Source organism: Ferruginibacter sp. (genome assembly GCF_028288465.1).
GTDB lineage: Bacteria > Bacteroidota > Bacteroidia > Chitinophagales > Chitinophagaceae > Ferruginibacter.
The window spans coordinates 149,128-165,433 of sequence record NZ_JAQBNR010000005.1 but is presented as its reverse complement, the minus strand read 5'-3'; the positions used below and the strand labels follow the sequence as shown (position 1 = coordinate 165,433).

Genomic DNA, 16,306 nt, shown 5'->3' with positions numbered 1-16,306 from the left:
CGCTAAGAAGTATTTTTACCCGTTGAGCTTACTTTTGCCCAGGATCATTTTAAGCCAAAAATAAAAATGATGCAGGCTGAAGTTCAAAATAAAGAGTGGGTGAAAAAAGACTAATTGAAAGTATAAGCCGCTACTTCCTGTGATGTCATAAAGACTGATATCATAAAGACTGACATCATAAATGAAGAACCTTAATGATATTAATATAGCAATATGAAATCGATCCTGCTGATAGAAGACAATAACGATGTACGCAGCAATATAGTAGAAATACTAGCGTTGGCTGGCTACAATGTTATATCAGCAGAGAATGGAAAGGTGGGGCTGGAGAAAGCAATAAAATATTCTCCTGATCTTATTTTGTGTGATATCGTAATGCCTGCACTTGATGGATACGAAGTGTTGAAGGCCATTCAAGCAAACATATCAATAAAACATATTCCCTTTATTTTTTTAACGGCAAAAGCAAACAATGATGATATAAAAAAGGGTTTAGAGTTTGGTGCCGATGCATATATAACAAAACCATTCAGGGGTATTGAATTATTAAATTCAGTAAGCTGCCAGTTAAATAAGTAACATTTTTAATTTTACTTATTTCGTAACAAGCCCGTTTTAAAGAATAAACAACAAACTCAATAAATGGCAGTATTGTTACAGGTAAATACTGAAGCAAAATGATAAGCTAGTAAAATTGACTGCATTGCTGTATCTGTTTTACCGGGTATGAATATTGAGATTAATCGGTTATAAAATTGAACACTGCTAAATTAATTCCCATGCCGTGGACAAAATACAATTACCCGGTTTCGATGAAAAATTTACCTGGGCCAGTCAAATACAAGGCTATTGAAATTGCCAATGTTTTGCTCACAGAAAAAAATATGGATGAAGGACTTGCCATTGCTATTGCCATAAACCGTGCAAAAAAATGGGCAATAAAACAGCTATCCTCTGATACGAAATAGTAGATTTTTCAAGTTACAGCCTGCTTTACAGAGCCCCGCAATTCAAGATGCATATTTTTTACTACGATACGCAAGATTCTTTTTGTTAATCAAATATTTGAAAAGCCTTTTTCTATTTTAGCCGATATATCAGGAAGGAATGATTAATATCGCCATAACCTGCAATAAAAAAATCAGCAATTTTATCGATGTCAATTATTCAGCCGGCAGAAATATTATTTAGTTACACTAATCCAAATCAAAAAGAAAATATGTGCTCACACAAACGTTGAATTTTTTCATTGCTCATTATTTTTTTTGTTATCAAACCAACTGCTCTAAATGCCGGGAACAAACTATCGCCGTTATGACATCTGAATTATTTCCTGTAGCAGCATCTTCTTAAAAAATCTGTTCGGCGATGCAAGTGCAATATTTTCTGTGAATAAGGTGGAAGAGTTGGATAAATTGTTTTAAATAAATTATAGTCATGCCGGGTAATGTAGCCAATGTAAGTCAGCAATAATTACAGTCAGGAAAACAATTGATAACCATCATTGCAAGCGCCCATAATCAAGAATATTTTTGATCCCTGATGTAAAAATATTTACAAACTTCTAAATGTTTAAATTATGAAAAGTGATAACCAAATTCAAAAGGATGTGATGGATGAACTTAAATGGGAGCCCTTTTTAAATTCCAGTGAAATTGGAGTAGCGGTTAAAAATGGCATAGTAACACTTTCTGGAACAGTTGATACTTATCCAAAGAAATTAGCAGCAGAGAAAGCCGCCAAAAGAGTGTCCGGCGTAAAGGCAGTGGCGGAGGAAATTCAGGTAGGCATTTCTCCCAGTTTTAGTAAAACGGATACGGAAATCGCAGAGGCTGTTGTGAACGCGTTAAAATGGCATTCAGCAGTACAGGAAGAAAAAATTAAAATTAAAGTAGAGAATGGCGTTGTAAGGCTTGAGGGCGAAACTGAGTGGGAGTATCAACGCACAAATGCAAAATCAGCCATTGAAAATATGACCGGGGTGCGTGGTGTAATTAATTTAATAACAGTAAAACCAAAAGTTACCCCTACGGAAATTAAGCAAAAAATTAGTTCTGCCTTCATTCGCAGCGCCACTGTTGATGCCGAAAAAATAGTTGTTGATGTTGATGGAAGTAAAATTACCCTGCGTGGAACTGTTCGCTCATTCGCAGAAAAGGAAGAGGCAGCAAATGCTGCATGGTCTGCACCAGGTGTATTGAGTATTGAAAACAAACTGGACATAAAAGTTCCTGAATATGATTACGCAGTTTAAGAAACCGACGGTATTCATACGCTGCAATTGATAGTTCAACTTCAATTTCAATAAGCTGTCTTAATCATGTAGTGGGAGGGGCAGCTTTTTTAGTTCCTCAATACATCTATGTTATAGTAAAGTTGATCGGACAGGAAAACTAATTGCCGGGGTTATGCGGAAGTCAGGTAACGTAGGTGTGATTATAATTGGAGAGACCAAGGGTGTTGAGACCTATATGGGAATAGCAGAAGAAATGCATTTTGACCGTGGCTATTTATTTCCTTTTAAACATTGTTGTGATGCTGTTTTTCATTTCTTAACGATAATAGAAATTTTAAAATTGATCCCGAATGAAATTATTCGCATTGAACCGTTCGGCCACTTTTGGTGAATTGGTTGCCAAACAACTTGGCGTGCAACTGAGCGCCCATGAAGAAAGGGAATTTGAAGACGGCGAACATAAAAGCAGGCCGCTGGAAAATGTACGCAACCAGGAAGTTTTTGTACTTCATTCTCTGTACAGCGATCCCGTGCAAAGTGTAAACGATAAACTTTGCCGGCTGCTGTTTTTTATTGGAGCACTTAAAGACGCCGCTGCAAAAAAGGTTACGGCAATCATTCCATTTTTATGTTATGCCCGCAAAGACCGTAAAACAAAAGCACGGGATCCGGTGACTACCCGATATGTAGCCCGTGTACTGGAAGCCTGCGGCGCTGATGCGGTTGTAACAATGGATGTGCACAACCTGCAGGCTTTTCAAAATGCTTTTACTATACCAACAGAAAACCTGGAAGCGAGAAAATTATTTGCGGATCATTTGACCCCCTTTTTGACAAACGAAGAAGCGGTAATCATGTCGCCGGATTTTGGGGGTGTTAAGCGGGCGGAACAATTACTGCAAACACTGGAAAAGCAATTGAAACGGGAATTGCCAATGGTATTGATGGAAAAATACCGCAGCAGCGGTATGGTATGGGGAGAACGGATTGCCGGCGATGTAAAAGATAAAATTGTTGTCATTGTGGATGATTTGATTAGCACAGGTGGCACCATTGCCAGGGCCGCCGCCGCATGTAAAAAGTCAGGTGCTAAAAAAGTTGTGGCGTTGGCTACCCATGGTATGTTTACCGGCAACACCGATGATACCCTTGGGGAAGAAGCTTTACAGCAGATCATTACCACCAATACCATCCCTCCCTTCAGGCTGGAGCATACAAGAGTAATAGAGAAAGTGACAACATTAAATGCAGCACCACTGTTTGCTGAAGCCATTAAAAGACTTTATGAAGGTGGCTCTATTGTTGAACTACTGGAAGATTAAACCATGTTTATCAAGATGTATAAAGAAGCTGATACAACAGCATCAATTACAACGGAAGAAAAGATTGCTTTTTTACTGCAACCCTCCAGCTACCCGTATAGCGTAAGCTCAGTCAAATCAATAGAAACACATATGTCCTGGGTTTTTCTGGCAGGTGATCTTGTGTATAAAATGAAAAAGCCGGTTAGCTATCGTTTGTTTGATCACCGTACGCTGGAATCAAGGTTTACAAACAGTCTTGAAGAAGTACGCATTAATAAAAAACTGGCTGAAGATATTTATATTGGCGTAGTTCCGCTTGTTATTAATAAAGAAGGCAAATTACAGTTGGAAGGCAAAGGTGAAATTAAAGATTGGCTGGTAAAAATGAAACGTATTCCCGAAAGAAATATGCTAGGCTATGCCATTGAACACGATTGCATTGATGACACGCAATTGCACGAGGCAGCTACCCTTCTTGCTGGGTTTTATATAACATCCCTTCCTGTTCCGGTTACGCTTACCGGATATGCCGGTAAGCTGGAATCAGAAATACTTTTTATCCATGATGAATTGCTGGCCCCCTTATTTGCATTACCCCACCTCTTAATAAAAGAATTAACAGCTGGGCAAAGAGCATTTATTGCCGCTCGCCAAGACTTATTCGAACAAAGAATTGCCGCCGGCAAAATTATTGATGCGCACGGCGACCTGCGTCCGGAACATATTTGCCTGGGGCCGCAGGTTGCCTTTATAGACAGGCTTGAATTTAGCAGGGAGCTTCGTATTATGGATCCCGCCCAGGAGTTATCTCTGCTTTCCGTGGAATGCGAAATGTTGGGTAACAGCCACATCGGCCACGTGTTTATTGATGTTTACCGTAAAAAAAGTAACGATATTATTCCTTTACCCCTGATCAATTTTTTCAAAATAAAAGCAGCCTGTCTGCGGGCTTATCTTGTTGCGAGACACATTGAGGAGCCCCGTTATAAAGATGACCCAAAATGGCTGACCAAGGCCCGTGTGTATCTTCAACTGGCGGAACGCTACCATCAGCAATTGCCTGTATAAGTATATTATTTCCTATTGGGCACATGGGATTCGCTCCTGGGATTATTTTGCTGCTTTTGCCATTTTTCCAGCAATCCCAGCGCTTCATCATCCGTTACTTGCCCAAATGATTCATAGGCCTGCGAAACCGCATGATAAAAAGCTGGTGTTTCCAATATTACTACTTCATCTGCTTCTTTCCTTAATTGCCTTAAAATAGCATTACCCGAAACCGGCGCTGCCACAACTATTTTAGCGGCTTCCTTTTTTTTACACATTTTAATGGCTGCGAAAATAGTGGCGCCGGTAGCTATCCCGTCATCAACAATCAATACAATCCTGTTTTTAATTTCCGGCAACGGCTGCCCTTGTCGCAACACATTAATACGCCGCTCAATTTCCTTTTTCTGTTGAGCTACAGCTGTATCAATCTCTTCCTGCGATACCTCCCGTACCACTGTATCATTTAAGTGTATCGTTCCATCTTCGGCAATTGCGCCAACGGCATACTCCGGGTTATTCGGATGACCCAGCTTTCTTGATACCAGTAAAGAAAATACTGCATTTAAATGCAGCGCCACATAATACCCTGTTACAGCTCCTCCCCTTGGTATGCCCAGCACAACAGCCTGTTGATCTTTGTATTTCTCCAGCGCTTTTGCCAATTGCAGCGCTGCATCTTTTCTATCGTAGAACATAACATTTCATTTTTAAAATAAATTAAATTTTCCGCATATTTTAATTTGGCTATAGCGGTATTAATTTGGTTTTCATTTGGCTATAGACATTGTTTGTAACCGTTCAAAGTCTTCCGCTTTTAACCATCACTTCCCCTGTATCGCTCACCGTTGTTCCGAATCGAACTGATAATTGCTGCATCCGCTTTATGCTCCATTCATAGTTTTTTCCTGTTGCCTGGTTTACCTGGTAATTGCCTATCAATGCAGGCGTCAGCGTCAATTTTTCAATTCCTTCCCCGGTCATTTCTATCCTGAAAAGAAAAGAAAGATTGTTCTTCAATATTGGATCTGCTACATAATCATCTACAAAATCCCCGGTATCATACAACACCAGTTTGTTATGATATACTTCTACTCCCTGGAAAATATGAGCACTATGCCCGTGGATAATGTCTGCTCCCATTTCAACCATGTCATGTGCAAAGGCAATAAACTCATCCGAAGGTTCCTGCCGCATATTGGGTCCCCAATGCATACTGACAACAACAATATCCGTTTCCATTCTTACCCGTACAATCGCTTCCAGCACTTTTTGCCGGTATTTTTTTGCTGATATGTTGATGTAATTGATACCGCTTTTACTAACGCCGGCACTCCAACCCGGCTCATTATCGGTATAGCCAAGTAATCCTAACCGCAAATTATTTTTTGTAAGGAAGCAGGGCCTTTCCGCTTCCTGCTGGTTCATTCCTGCACCAGTATACTGTATATCCGCATTGTGTAATACTTGTAAAGTTTCTTTGAGGCCTTCTTCTGAATAATCAAGTATGTGGTTATTAGCCAGGTTGGCAAAAGTAATATGGGCTTCTGTTAAAGATTTTACTTTGTCAGGCGCCGCTTTAAAATTAAAAACTTTTGAAACTTTTTTTTCGCTGCTGGTCAGTGTTGTTTCCAGGTTAATAATGTTAAGGTCTGTACCGCGGAGCAGGGGAAGCATATTTCCCCAAACATATGAATATCCTTCCGTTGAAATTACGGGATCAACGCTTCTGCCAATCATTACGTCGCCTGCAAGCCCGATAATCAGCTTATCATTCATCATCAGCAAGGTTAGCAAAATGCGGCGCAAAAATGAATGACGAAGCATGGTAAAGGGATTGATTCCAATCAGTACTACAGGTTTTGCTTTCGTTATTTTTATTGAACACTCCTTACTATTTCTTCAATTAAGCAAAAAGGAAAATCACCGAAGGCAATTTCACTTTCAGCCCCCATGCAGGCTGCCTTCAATCAGCAAAAAAGATGATCCGGGTCATGCAACCAGCCTGATTACTCTTTTAATTTTAATCTTTAAAACATACTGATTATGGAACTCACTATAGAATCTCCCGGCTTACAAACAGGTGCCAATTTAGAATCACTGATACAATCAAAATTCAACGACCTGAAAAATATATACAGCCGTATTACGAACAGCCTTGTAGTATTGAGGAAAGAAAACGATGATCGTAAAAAATATTTTCATGTTGAGGCACAAGTGGCTGTTCCACAAAAAACATTATTTGCAAATGATAAAGCAGAAACATTCGAAATAGCGCTCCACAAAGTGATGGAGGATTTGGAACATCAGTTGCACCGGTACAAGGAAGAAAGAAACCATTTTCGCTAGGCAATAATGGGCCTTTCACATGGAGCCATCTCAATTTAAACGTGTTAAAAAAGAGGAAGCAAAAATGGCTGATGTCCCGCATTTATTGGAAATAGCAAAAAGCTCAGCAGTTGAAGCTGGCAAAGCTATTATGGAAGTATACCGGTCCGGAGATTTTTCTGCCAGCATTAAAAGCGATCATTCTCCGCTGACAAAAGCAGATCGGTGTGCTCACAGTATTATCCTGGATCATCTGAACAAAACAGGATTGCCTGTTCTTTCGGAAGAAGGAAAGAACATTGTGTACAGCGAACGAAAGTTATGGGAATATTTCTGGCTGACAGACCCGCTGGACGGAACTAAAGAGTTCATCAGTAAAAATGACGAGTTTACGGTTAACATTGCATTGATGCACAAAAATTCGCCGTCAGGAGGTGTTATTTATGGGCCCTGTTCTGAGACGCTGTATGTTGGTTCAAAAGAAACCGGTGCTTATAAAAATGAAAAAGGTAAGCTGACTCAATTTTCAGCATTACAAAACAGGAGACAATACAATGATCTGCTGCATATTGAACACCTGGCAATAGTAGCATCCAGATCGCACCAGTCGCCCGAAACAACAACTTTTATAAACAGGTTTACAAACGCTACGGTTACATCAATGGGCAGCTCCCTTAAGTTTATGCTGCTGCTTGAAAACCGGGCGGACATTTATCCGAGATGGGGTACAACGATGGAATGGGATACGGCTGCAGCCCATGCCATTCTAAATGCCTGTAATCGCGGTGTGTATCATACCAATTTAAAATCAGAGCTTATGTATAATAAACCAGATCTCAGAAACCCACCCTTTGTAGCTTTCTGATACTGTTAAGTGGTTTTCAATGACCTTATTTCTTGCAGCATAAAACAGTTAAACATGTTAACCATGGCTTCGGATAATTTAATAAAACGAACGATCACTGGAATAGCCTTGGCTGCAATTATTATGGTTGCAATAAGTTTAAGCTTTGCCACTTTTATTTTATTAATAATGGTAATCAACCTGCTTGGTTTACTGGAGTTCTATTGCTTATTTCATTCTTCAGCAGTTATCCCGGGAAAAATTCAGGGTATTGTTTTATCAGTTTGCATGCTGGTTACTTCAGCCTTGTTTATCACTGGAAAAAGTAATCAGACGGTGCTGTTGATAAATATCCCCGTTGCGTTTGGCGTTTTTATTGCAGAACTTTTTTTAAAGGCTGAAAATCCTTTCCACAATATCGCCTTTACTTTTCTTGGCATTATTTGCATCACTGTTCCCCTTTGTTTTTTTACCGCAGTTACATGTTTACCCTTGGGGCAATATCAATCTCCAATTGCTCTTGGATACTTTTTTCTGCTATGGGCAAGCGATACCGGCGCTTACTTTGCCGGAAAATATTTTGGCAGGCATCATTTATTTGAACGCATTTCACCCGGAAAAACATGGGAAGGCAGCTTTGGAGGAACTGCCTCGGCCTTGCTGGTGGCGTGCATTGCTGCACATTTTTTTAAAACTATCAGTCTTTCGGGCTGGATAATGATGGCTGTTATAATTATTGTGACAGGCACCTTTGGTGATCTTATAAAATCACTTATGAAAAGAAGTCTGCACCTTAAAGATTCCGGCACCATTTTACCAGGCCACGGCGGTATGCTTGACCGCTTTGATTCATTACTGGGCTCAGCACCTTTTGTGTTTTGCTATTTAATTGTACTGCCTTACCTGGAAACGCACTTCATTAAACTATGAAAAATTACCGGTAGTTGTCAAGCTGCAACTGACAAGTTTTTCTGTGTGATAAAATCTTGAACGGCTTTTTAAAACGTCCGCCACTGAAGATAATATGGATCATTCATTCTATTGCCCGTAATCATTTTCCAGCAATCACTACAGTGTTATCTTAGCTATCAAAATCACTACTTATGTTGCGCTTTAAAATTATCATGGTTGTAAGTTTTGTTTTTTTATTATTCAGCCCCGGTAAGGCCGACTCGCAAACCAAGCCACCTTTTTTATTTGATGTTTTGCCAACGGCCAATCATACCGTGCTTACTCAATGGAGCGTGCCGCCCGGAATGGATTCGCTTCCTTTTGAATTGGAAAGAAGCAGGGACAACAGCACCTGGAAAAAAATTGCGTCTGTACCGGTGCAACCATCGCACCGCTATTCAAGCACAGATGAGCAACCGGGAGAAGGTTTGATTTACTATCGTATCCGGCAGGTGGGCGGCAAAGGCAAGCTTTTATATTCATGGGTAAACTGGGTGCAGTTCAGTGAAACCGGCAAATTGTTTATCTGGCCCAACCCGGCAAAAAATATGCTGCATGTTAAAACTCCCTACATTAACGGACGCATGGATATTATAAATACCGAAGGTAGGGAAATACTAAAAATTACCATCACCAATCTCATTACAGATGTACCCACCATTCGTTTGTCCAAAGGAATATATGTACTGCACGTACGACACGAAAATGAAATGTTGGTTGGTAAATTTGTAAAAGACTAAGGTACGCCTGAACACATGCAGTGTCAGATTTTTATTGGGCCCACCGGCTAAAAACTTTTACGACATGCCTCACAGCGTTGACAAAATAGTAATACCTGAAACAATGCAGAGCATGGTATTGGAAAGAACCGGCCAGCCTTTGGTCATGCGAACACTTCCTGTCCCCCAGCCCTCTGCCAGACAAGTGCTGGCAAAAGTAATCGCCTGCGGAGTTTGCCGGACGGATCTGCATATAGTTGATGGTGAACTTACAGCTCCAAAGCTCCCCCTGATTCCCGGACATGAAATAATTGCAACGGTTGTAAAAACGGGTAAAGAAGTAACCCGTACACAAAATGGAGCAATAATTGGCATTCCATGGCTGGGTTATACCTGCGGAACATGTAAGTATTGCCGCAATGGCCAGGAAAACCTCTGCGAAAAAGCATTGTTTACAGGTTACACCATCAATGGAGGTTATGCCGGGTTTACTGTAGCCGATGAACGGTTTTGTTTCCCTCTGTCACCACAGTACGCCAACGCATCAGGTGCGCCGCTGATGTGCGCAGGGCTAATTGGTTACCGATCGTATACGATGATTGGCGAACATGCCACTAAGATTGGCATTTACGGTTTTGGAGCCGCAGCACACATCCTGGTTCAATTGGCAAAATACCAGCACAAGCAAGTGTTTGCTTTTACCCGGGAAGGCGATATGGATGCACAAAAATTTGCATTAAAATTGGGTGCCGTATGGGCAGGCGATTCTGAACAATCTCCTCCCGAAAAGCTGGATGCGGCAATTATTTTTGCTCCGGCAGGAAACCTGGTTCCAAAGGCGTTGCTTGCTGTAGACAAAGGTGGTGTTGTAGTATGTGGCGGCATTCACATGAGTGATATTCCATCGTTCCCATACAGGCTGTTGTGGGAAGAAAGAGTGATCCGGTCAGTAGCAAACCTTACCCGCAGCGATGGAGACAATTTTTTGAAAATGGCTGCACAGGTACCAATACAAACTGAAACTCAGGCATATCCTTTACATCTTGCAAACGAAGCATTGAATGATCTCAGGAATGGAAAAATTCACGGGGCTGCCGTTCTGGTAATGGATCCAAGTCACTAAAAAACCAACGGTAACAGGCATTACGGGTAAAGTATGCATATCAACAATATCATCTTTATCATTTACTATTCACTTCGCAGAAGGTTACTGTTGCCCGGCTGCCCATCTTTTTAAATTCGGCAAACTGCTCACCGCCATATCAATTATTTTTGAATCCACATTCATTTTTTCCATCTGCGTAATCACCAGTGATGTCATGTCTTTCAATGTCATGTTGGGATTGATGAATGCACCCTGCTGATAGCAGTATTTACAATACTCATTACTTTTACTGCCATCTTTTTCTGTGCCCTGCAGATCCGGATTATCCAACGGCATACTGCAACTCTGGCAATAGGTTTCTGTTTCCATACTTATCATTTTAAATTTGACAAATTTCAGGCAAGGGTGTGCTTGTCATGCTTTTTATCATACGCCTCCTGTATCCACTCCATTAACTCATTATCAATATCATCCTCGCTCACAATATCTATTACCAATAAGTACCGCTGCGCCGATATTTGAACACATTGTTTAACCCGTTTTCTTTTGATATTCCGGTCCAGGGCAAAATCTACCCGTATCCTGTCTTTATCAATTTTTACCGCTGCAAAAGTGAACGTGCTCACAAAATGAATACAGCATTCCAGCGATTCTGTTTTAAAAGCCCCTACCTGTTTCTTAACCGCCCGCTTAAATTTTTCATACAACAACTTTCCGGCAGGTTTTCCTTCAAAATGCATTTCTAAAGCATAAAGCCTGCAGGAATGCATTTGTCCTTTACGTTCAAATTGCCGCTTACATTTCGGGCATGTCCATAAATGAACTGTCTCATGTTTCACTTTCACTGTATACATATTTTGTAAGATCATTGGCCTGTTCCCATGTAGCTGCTTCCGCAAAGTCAATCTCCGGCTGTATTTCTGCCTCTGCGTTATTGCCCACCTTTTATTATTCCTGTATTCATGCGTTACCGGCCATCAGCCGGTAATTGCTATTGCATCCTGATGATGGAATCACGTTTTCGTCATCCGTTCCACTTCCGCAACGGCAGTTTTAACACCTGTATTTCATATCATTTCAGCTGCCAACTGCGTTGCATATCTCTCAATATTTTTTTAATGTTGCCGATAAAAATCCAGAGCAGGAATACTTAGCATCGATATATTCCCTTTCCGCTTGTTGCATGTAGAGGCGTAGTTCGTTCTGCTTATTTGCTGTCTCAGTATTTATGCGGGTATTATCAATGAAGGTGCTGTCAGTTTTAAGTGCAGCTACCTGCTTTTGTATTTGTCTCCTCAGCCCTTTAAACTTCTTCCATACTATGTTCAACTTATCCTGTTGTTCTTCTACTTTTGCGGCAATGTTGGGGATAGAGTTTCGCTGGATCACCTCTTCCAGTTTAGTTTCAAATTCTGTTGCCTCCTGATCATAAAAAGCAATCAGGCGTGCCCAGTCAACCAGTTCATCTGTGTAGTGCTCTGCAATACTTGTTGCCATTGTTTTTCATTTTAAATTGTCTGCTGGCGCCAGATCGTTCCGGTTGGTCAGCTTAATATATTTCCCTAAAATTCCAAGTCATCCCGTACATCTTCATTCATTATAAATTCGTCGGATGAATTACGTCCCAGTTCGTTCAGTTCTTTTAAAGTAAAATCATCCATACCAGTTGTTTGCTCCCAGCCTTTTTTTTCTTTGCGAAGCACCTGCACAGACAGACCAAAACGTTGCTGAAATTCTTTTTCCACGTCAGCCACTTTATATAAGGGCAGCATTTCAATTACACCTGACACATGCGTTGCCTTTATTTCTCCGATGAGCGTATTCGGTTCTATTTCCCCGGCTTCATTTGATGCCTGGTATTTTTTATGGCCCTTTCCATAAAACGCCAGTTTCAGGTAAGGGTAAAAGTCAGAAAAGACTTCCTGTATCTGACGGAGCGATGTAGTATCATTTACTTCTATGAACAATGGTTAATTTTTTAATTAAAAATCACCTCCCCATTTTTGCCAGCGAATATTTTTTGCATCAAACTTATCCAGTGCTTTTTCATCTCCCGTAGGGTGACCAACCGGAATGAGATTCAACGGAATTACGTGCTGAGGAATATCCAATTCCTTTCTTACAAAATCCATCAGTTCTTTATTGGGATAAACCGCCGTCCACACGGCGCCTAAACCCAATGCTTCCGCAGCCAATAAAATATTTTCACTGGCGCAGGTACAATCGAGTATCGCAAATTCTTCGCTACTTCCTGCCGCTTCGGTCGCAACTGCGCATACCACAATACCTGTTCCCGCCTTGACCAGCATCTTTGCAAATGGCAAACCGCCAGCTAATTTTTCTAACTTTTTTATATCCGTTACCACTATAAATTTCCAGGGCATCATATGAACCGCAGAAGGAGCCGCCATTGCCGCCCGAAGCAATTTATCTATTGCTTCTTTACCCGCCGGCTCACCTGTATAATTGCGCACACTTTTCCTTTCCTGAATGACGGTCAACGCATCCTTATCTGTTAGTGTTTCCATATAATTCGCTTTGAAATAGTAATCAATATTTTTCAAACCCTGCCCGCATCCGGCCAAATGTTGATTGAATGGCAATGCGTGCATCATAAAACCACTTTCGGAGTGAGTACTATTCAAAGTTATTATTCTGTATTACCGATAGCTATGACAACAGTTAGCCATAATCCTGATGATAATCAAATACGGCTTTCTGCAGAACGATGAGGTCCATCATTATGGGCTTTGCCAGAGGTCATTTTTTTTGAAACGTCTGAAATATAATTTGCAGCTATAAAAGGTACTGATTGCGGACCGGGGGAATCAAATACAATACAGAAAGATGTAGTAAAGAATCTTAAAAAAAATGACATGAAATACTTAAAAAAATTGACTCTTGTTGCCATGTCAGCCATTTTATCAGGTGGTTGCAGTACGCCTTCTTATATAGCTGCCGGCGTACAATATTCTAATCCGTCATGGGCTCCGCCTTATTCTGATGGAGTACGATACTATTACCTGCCGGATATTGAAGTGTACTACGATTTATCTGACCAGGAATTTATATACCTTGATAATGGTCAATGGTCATTTTCGCCGGTATTGCCTCCCATTTATGCCGGATATGATTTATTCAACAGTTTTGTCATTTCCCTTCAATGGAATGTTTACCAGCCGTGGATGCATCATCAATATTATGTAGCTCATTATCCACGGTACTATTATCATAACATCTACCTAACAATTTTTCCACCATGCGGGGATTTAACGAGAACGACCGGCATCCCGTTTACCGGAGACCGGAAGATAGAGACAAAATGAATGACCTGCGAAAAATTGAAATACCCCGAAGAAATGCACCAGTTCCCAGGCAACCGCAGGCACCCCATTATTACGGAAAGGACATCGGGCGGCCCGTAAAGGTTAGACCGCAAATGAAAGAGAATAAACAGGAAAGAAAAAAAATTGTGCGCCCCCAATGATAACCTGTAAAGATGTGTCTGTTGATGATGGTTTTGAAGTGTATTAATGCGACACCTATTGTGTTGTGTTAATCCAGCAATTAAGGCAGATTTGTTTATTCAATACATACTTTGCATGCTTTGCTGCCTGATCTTATCCCCTGGTACATTACCTGCTTATCTTTTGAATTGTAACGAAAAATAGTAATGCCTTTTGCTTTCTGCAACCAGGCTGTTTTATAAACATCGGCTACCTCTTTTATTGTCGCCGTTTCTGCAAGGTTGATGGTTTTAGATACGGCATTATCTGTAAATTTCTGAAATGCAAGCTGGTGTTTCAAATGCCACTCCGGCGATATTTCCAATGCCGTTTTGAATATATTTTTTACATCTGCCGGTAATGCTTCTATTCTTCCTGCAACACCCTGCTTTTTCACTTCATCAATTATTTCCATTGAATGCAGATGGTGTTTTTTTAAATAAGTTATAAACAATTGATTCAATGAAAAAAGGCTTTCTTCATTTAGCACGTGCTGCCTCTGAAAAGCCAGGGCAAACAACGGTTCAATGGATGAACAAGTGCCGGCAATAATTGAGATGGTTCCGGTTGGGGCAATGCTGGTGCGTGTTGCATTGCGTATTGGTTTTACAGGATAATAAATACTTTTTTCCCAATTAGGAAAAACACCCCGCTCACCAGCCAGCGCAACGGAAGCCTCCATGCTCTTTTCCTGCACAAAACGCATCAGTTGTTCTGCAAGGCGCACAGCCTGCTCAGAATCATAGGATATCTCCAGTAAAATCAATAGTTCAGCCCATCCCATCACGCCCAGGCCAATTTTTCTGTTGCCCAATGCCAGTGCTTTTATTTCAGGAATAATATAGTTGTTGACTTCAACAACATTGTCCAGAAAACGAACAGCAATTTTCACCACTTCCTCCAGCCCCTTCCAGTCAAGTTCGCTGCATCCTTTGTTGATTTTCACAAATTTGGAGAGATTAACAGAACCAAGATTACAGGGTTCATAAGGCAACAGCGGCACTTCGCCACAGGGATTGGTAGACTCTATTTTTCCCAATGCCGGCGTAGGATTGGCGGCATTGATGGTATCGAGAAAAACCAAACCCGGATCGCCTGTTTGCCACGCATTTGCAACAATATCTGTCCATAACTTTTTTGCACTAATTCTTCTTACAACTTGCCTTGTATTAGGATGCACCAGGGACCATTCTTCATTTAGTTTTACAGCATTCATGTATGCATCGCTGATACCGACTGAAATATTAAAATTGGACAGGTTATTTATTTCTTTCTTTGATTGAATGAATTCTTCAATGTCCGGGTGGTCGATATTGAGTATGCCCATGTTAGCGCCCCTTCTCTTTCCCCCATGCCGGATATTTTCTGTGGCTGCATTAAATACTTTCTGAAAGATACCGGGCCTGAAGCAGTTCCCTGTGTTATTGTCAAAGGATCATCTTTGGGCCGCAGGTGTGAAAAATTAAATCCGGTTCCGCCACCACTTTGCTGAATGATGGCAGCATTTTTCAGGCTTGTAAATATCTGGTCAAGACTATCTTCAACAGGTAATACAAAGCAGGCGCTGAGCTGATTCAATGGCGTGCCTGCATTCATCAGTGTGGGTGAATTAGGGAGAAACAACAGGTTTGCTATTATTTTAAAAAAATCATTTTCCCATCGTGCAGCATCCTGGTTCGTACCCCATTTTAGTTCTGCCGATGCCACTGCTTTTGCAACTCTTCTGAATAATTGTTCCGGAGTTTCCTCCAGTCCATGTTGGTGTAAAAGATACCGGCTTTGTAACACCTTTAGTGCATTACCGGAAAGTTTCAATGACTTAATAGTGTTCATAATCTAAAGCGAATAGTAAGGTAAATATCAGCCGGCACCGGTAAACTGACGCATATCAGCATTTACTTTGATACTTCTCATTTGACGGCAGCAGCAGGTTATATTGTTTTGACTATGCAACAAACCCTCATGGGCTTCGGTGGAAGCATTTAAGAAAAAGAAAGCTGACAATCAAATAAAAAAGCAACCTGTTGATCCCGCCAATATTTATTAAAAAGAAACAACAATCAAAGTAAATGGTGACGCCCGTCATTGGTAACAATAATATCCGCGAAGTATCTTTACACCAGTTCAATCCGGGTTCGGTCGGTTAAGAAGGAGGACAGATATACCTGTTTAAACGACAGTAAACTGTGCGACTGAAAGGCAGAATAAAAACTGTTACTTAACAAGGACGATGGCCGCATTGGATAGACTGATGCAGAATAAAAGT

The 16,306-nt window shown here is 40.9% G+C and carries 20 protein-coding genes; 11 read left to right on the top strand and 9 right to left on the bottom strand.

From position 1 onward, the window contains the following. Positions 1 to 213 precede the first annotated feature (213 nt). From JWR61_RS03080 to JWR61_RS03060, 5 genes are all read left to right on the top strand, one after another. Entirely contained in the window at positions 214 to 579 is a 366-nt protein-coding gene (locus JWR61_RS03080) for a response regulator transcription factor (RefSeq protein WP_301926388.1), read from the top strand. A 200-nt stretch (positions 580 to 779) separates the two neighbouring features. Then, positions 780 to 968 (top strand): hypothetical protein, encoded by a 189-nt coding sequence (locus JWR61_RS03075; protein ID WP_301926387.1) that lies wholly within the window; start codon positions 780 to 782, stop codon positions 966 to 968. A 611-nt stretch (positions 969 to 1,579) separates the two neighbouring features. Further along, on the top strand, positions 1,580 to 2,254 hold the full coding sequence (locus JWR61_RS03070) for a BON domain-containing protein (protein ID WP_301926386.1): 675 nt from the start codon (positions 1,580 to 1,582) through the stop codon (positions 2,252 to 2,254). 332 nt (positions 2,255 to 2,586) lie between these two features. Continuing rightward, positions 2,587 to 3,558, top strand: a complete 972-nt coding sequence (locus tag JWR61_RS03065) for a ribose-phosphate pyrophosphokinase (RefSeq protein ID WP_301926385.1) — start codon at positions 2,587 to 2,589, stop codon at positions 3,556 to 3,558. A gap of 3 nt (positions 3,559 to 3,561) precedes the next feature. After that, positions 3,562 to 4,608: a hypothetical protein gene (locus JWR61_RS03060; protein ID WP_301926384.1), complete on the top strand. Its 1,047-nt coding sequence runs from the start codon at positions 3,562 to 3,564 to the stop codon at positions 4,606 to 4,608. Between the two features lie 5 nt (positions 4,609 to 4,613). Here JWR61_RS03060 and JWR61_RS03055 read toward each other — a convergent pair whose 3' ends face one another. Beyond that, the gene (locus JWR61_RS03055; protein WP_301926383.1) at positions 4,614 to 5,285 is read right to left on the bottom strand and encodes a phosphoribosyltransferase; all 672 of its coding nucleotides are present in this window, start codon (positions 5,283 to 5,285) and stop codon (positions 4,614 to 4,616) included. Between the two features lie 103 nt (positions 5,286 to 5,388). After that, positions 5,389 to 6,414, bottom strand: coding sequence for a CapA family protein (locus JWR61_RS03050; protein WP_301926382.1), 1,026 nt, complete (start codon positions 6,412 to 6,414; stop codon positions 5,389 to 5,391). A 219-nt stretch (positions 6,415 to 6,633) separates the two neighbouring features. Between JWR61_RS03050 and raiA the strand changes: the two genes are divergently transcribed. The 5 genes from raiA to JWR61_RS03025 all read left to right on the top strand — a co-directional run bounded on the left by raiA (position 6,634) and on the right by JWR61_RS03025 (position 10,552). Then, on the top strand, positions 6,634 to 6,936 hold the full coding sequence (gene raiA / locus JWR61_RS03045) for a ribosome-associated translation inhibitor RaiA (RefSeq protein ID WP_301926381.1): 303 nt from the start codon (positions 6,634 to 6,636) through the stop codon (positions 6,934 to 6,936). Between the two features lie 64 nt (positions 6,937 to 7,000). Beyond that, entirely contained in the window at positions 7,001 to 7,780 is a 780-nt protein-coding gene (gene cysQ, locus JWR61_RS03040; RefSeq protein ID WP_301926380.1) for a 3'(2'),5'-bisphosphate nucleotidase CysQ, read from the top strand. 63 nt (positions 7,781 to 7,843) lie between these two features. Beyond that, a complete protein-coding gene (locus JWR61_RS03035; RefSeq protein ID WP_301926378.1) occupies positions 7,844 to 8,689 on the top strand; it encodes a phosphatidate cytidylyltransferase in 846 nt (281 codons plus the stop codon). A gap of 173 nt (positions 8,690 to 8,862) precedes the next feature. Next, positions 8,863 to 9,450 carry a T9SS type A sorting domain-containing protein gene (locus tag JWR61_RS03030; protein ID WP_301926377.1) on the top strand — a complete coding sequence of 196 codons (588 nt, stop codon included), beginning with the start codon at positions 8,863 to 8,865 and terminating at the stop codon, positions 9,448 to 9,450. Positions 9,451 to 9,514: 64 nt separating this feature from the next. After that, positions 9,515 to 10,552 carry a zinc-dependent alcohol dehydrogenase family protein gene (locus tag JWR61_RS03025; RefSeq protein WP_301926376.1) on the top strand — a complete coding sequence of 346 codons (1,038 nt, stop codon included), beginning with the start codon at positions 9,515 to 9,517 and terminating at the stop codon, positions 10,550 to 10,552. 84 nt (positions 10,553 to 10,636) lie between these two features. Here the strand turns inward: JWR61_RS03025 and JWR61_RS03020 are convergent, their stop codons facing one another. From JWR61_RS03020 to JWR61_RS03000, 5 genes are all read right to left on the bottom strand, one after another. Continuing rightward, positions 10,637 to 10,903 carry a zinc ribbon domain-containing protein gene (locus tag JWR61_RS03020; RefSeq protein WP_301926375.1) on the bottom strand — a complete coding sequence of 89 codons (267 nt, stop codon included), beginning with the start codon at positions 10,901 to 10,903 and terminating at the stop codon, positions 10,637 to 10,639. Positions 10,904 to 10,929: 26 nt separating this feature from the next. After that, positions 10,930 to 11,373: a DUF5655 domain-containing protein gene (locus JWR61_RS03015; RefSeq protein WP_301926374.1), complete on the bottom strand. Its 444-nt coding sequence runs from the start codon at positions 11,371 to 11,373 to the stop codon at positions 10,930 to 10,932. Between the two features lie 265 nt (positions 11,374 to 11,638). After that, on the bottom strand, positions 11,639 to 12,031 hold the full coding sequence (locus JWR61_RS03010; RefSeq protein WP_290337892.1) for a hypothetical protein: 393 nt from the start codon (positions 12,029 to 12,031) through the stop codon (positions 11,639 to 11,641). 65 nt (positions 12,032 to 12,096) lie between these two features. Further along, the gene (locus tag JWR61_RS03005; RefSeq protein WP_301926373.1) at positions 12,097 to 12,501 is read right to left on the bottom strand and encodes a hypothetical protein; all 405 of its coding nucleotides are present in this window, start codon (positions 12,499 to 12,501) and stop codon (positions 12,097 to 12,099) included. A gap of 15 nt (positions 12,502 to 12,516) precedes the next feature. Then, positions 12,517 to 13,062 carry a nitroreductase family protein gene (locus JWR61_RS03000; protein WP_301926372.1) on the bottom strand — a complete coding sequence of 182 codons (546 nt, stop codon included), beginning with the start codon at positions 13,060 to 13,062 and terminating at the stop codon, positions 12,517 to 12,519. Positions 13,063 to 13,410: 348 nt separating this feature from the next. On the opposite strand from JWR61_RS03000, the gene JWR61_RS02995 reads away from it, so the two are divergent. Next, positions 13,411 to 13,860 (top strand): hypothetical protein, encoded by a 450-nt coding sequence (locus JWR61_RS02995; protein WP_301926371.1) that lies wholly within the window; start codon positions 13,411 to 13,413, stop codon positions 13,858 to 13,860. 256 nt (positions 13,861 to 14,116) lie between these two features. Here JWR61_RS02995 and JWR61_RS02990 read toward each other — a convergent pair whose 3' ends face one another. Continuing rightward, a complete protein-coding gene (locus JWR61_RS02990) occupies positions 14,117 to 15,400 on the bottom strand; it encodes an adenosylcobalamin-dependent ribonucleoside-diphosphate reductase (protein ID WP_301926430.1) in 1,284 nt (427 codons plus the stop codon). Then, positions 15,304 to 15,873 (bottom strand): ribonucleotide reductase N-terminal alpha domain-containing protein, encoded by a 570-nt coding sequence (locus JWR61_RS02985; RefSeq protein ID WP_301926370.1) that lies wholly within the window; start codon positions 15,871 to 15,873, stop codon positions 15,304 to 15,306. Before JWR61_RS02985 ends, JWR61_RS02990 begins: the two co-directional genes overlap by 97 nt. Between the last annotated feature and the right edge of the window lie 433 nt (positions 15,874 to 16,306).

Bases quoted from the DNA above. Each gene is read 5' to 3' on its own strand.
- JWR61_RS03080 (WP_301926388.1), top strand. From the start codon at position 214: ATGAAATCGATCCTGCTGATAGAAGACAATAACGATGTACGCAGCAAT.
- JWR61_RS03075 (WP_301926387.1), top strand. From the start codon at position 780: ATGCCGTGGACAAAATACAATTACCCGGTTTCGATGAAAAATTTACCT.
- JWR61_RS03070 (WP_301926386.1), top strand. From the start codon at position 1,580: ATGAAAAGTGATAACCAAATTCAAAAGGATGTGATGGATGAACTTAAA.
- JWR61_RS03065 (WP_301926385.1), top strand. From the start codon at position 2,587: ATGAAATTATTCGCATTGAACCGTTCGGCCACTTTTGGTGAATTGGTT.
- JWR61_RS03060 (WP_301926384.1), top strand. From the start codon at position 3,562: ATGTTTATCAAGATGTATAAAGAAGCTGATACAACAGCATCAATTACA.
- JWR61_RS03055 (WP_301926383.1), bottom strand. From the start codon at position 5,285: ATGTTCTACGATAGAAAAGATGCAGCGCTGCAATTGGCAAAAGCGCTG.
- JWR61_RS03050 (WP_301926382.1), bottom strand. From the start codon at position 6,414: ATGCTTCGTCATTCATTTTTGCGCCGCATTTTGCTAACCTTGCTGATG.
- raiA (WP_301926381.1), top strand. From the start codon at position 6,634: ATGGAACTCACTATAGAATCTCCCGGCTTACAAACAGGTGCCAATTTA.
- cysQ (WP_301926380.1), top strand. From the start codon at position 7,001: ATGGCTGATGTCCCGCATTTATTGGAAATAGCAAAAAGCTCAGCAGTT.
- JWR61_RS03035 (WP_301926378.1), top strand. From the start codon at position 7,844: ATGGCTTCGGATAATTTAATAAAACGAACGATCACTGGAATAGCCTTG.
- JWR61_RS03030 (WP_301926377.1), top strand. From the start codon at position 8,863: ATGTTGCGCTTTAAAATTATCATGGTTGTAAGTTTTGTTTTTTTATTA.
- JWR61_RS03025 (WP_301926376.1), top strand. From the start codon at position 9,515: ATGCCTCACAGCGTTGACAAAATAGTAATACCTGAAACAATGCAGAGC.
- JWR61_RS03020 (WP_301926375.1), bottom strand. From the start codon at position 10,903: ATGGAAACAGAAACCTATTGCCAGAGTTGCAGTATGCCGTTGGATAAT.
- JWR61_RS03010 (WP_290337892.1), bottom strand. From the start codon at position 12,031: ATGGCAACAAGTATTGCAGAGCACTACACAGATGAACTGGTTGACTGG.
- JWR61_RS03000 (WP_301926372.1), bottom strand. From the start codon at position 13,062: ATGGAAACACTAACAGATAAGGATGCGTTGACCGTCATTCAGGAAAGG.
- JWR61_RS02995 (WP_301926371.1), top strand. From the start codon at position 13,411: ATGAAATACTTAAAAAAATTGACTCTTGTTGCCATGTCAGCCATTTTA.
- JWR61_RS02985 (WP_301926370.1), bottom strand. From the start codon at position 15,873: ATGAACACTATTAAGTCATTGAAACTTTCCGGTAATGCACTAAAGGTG.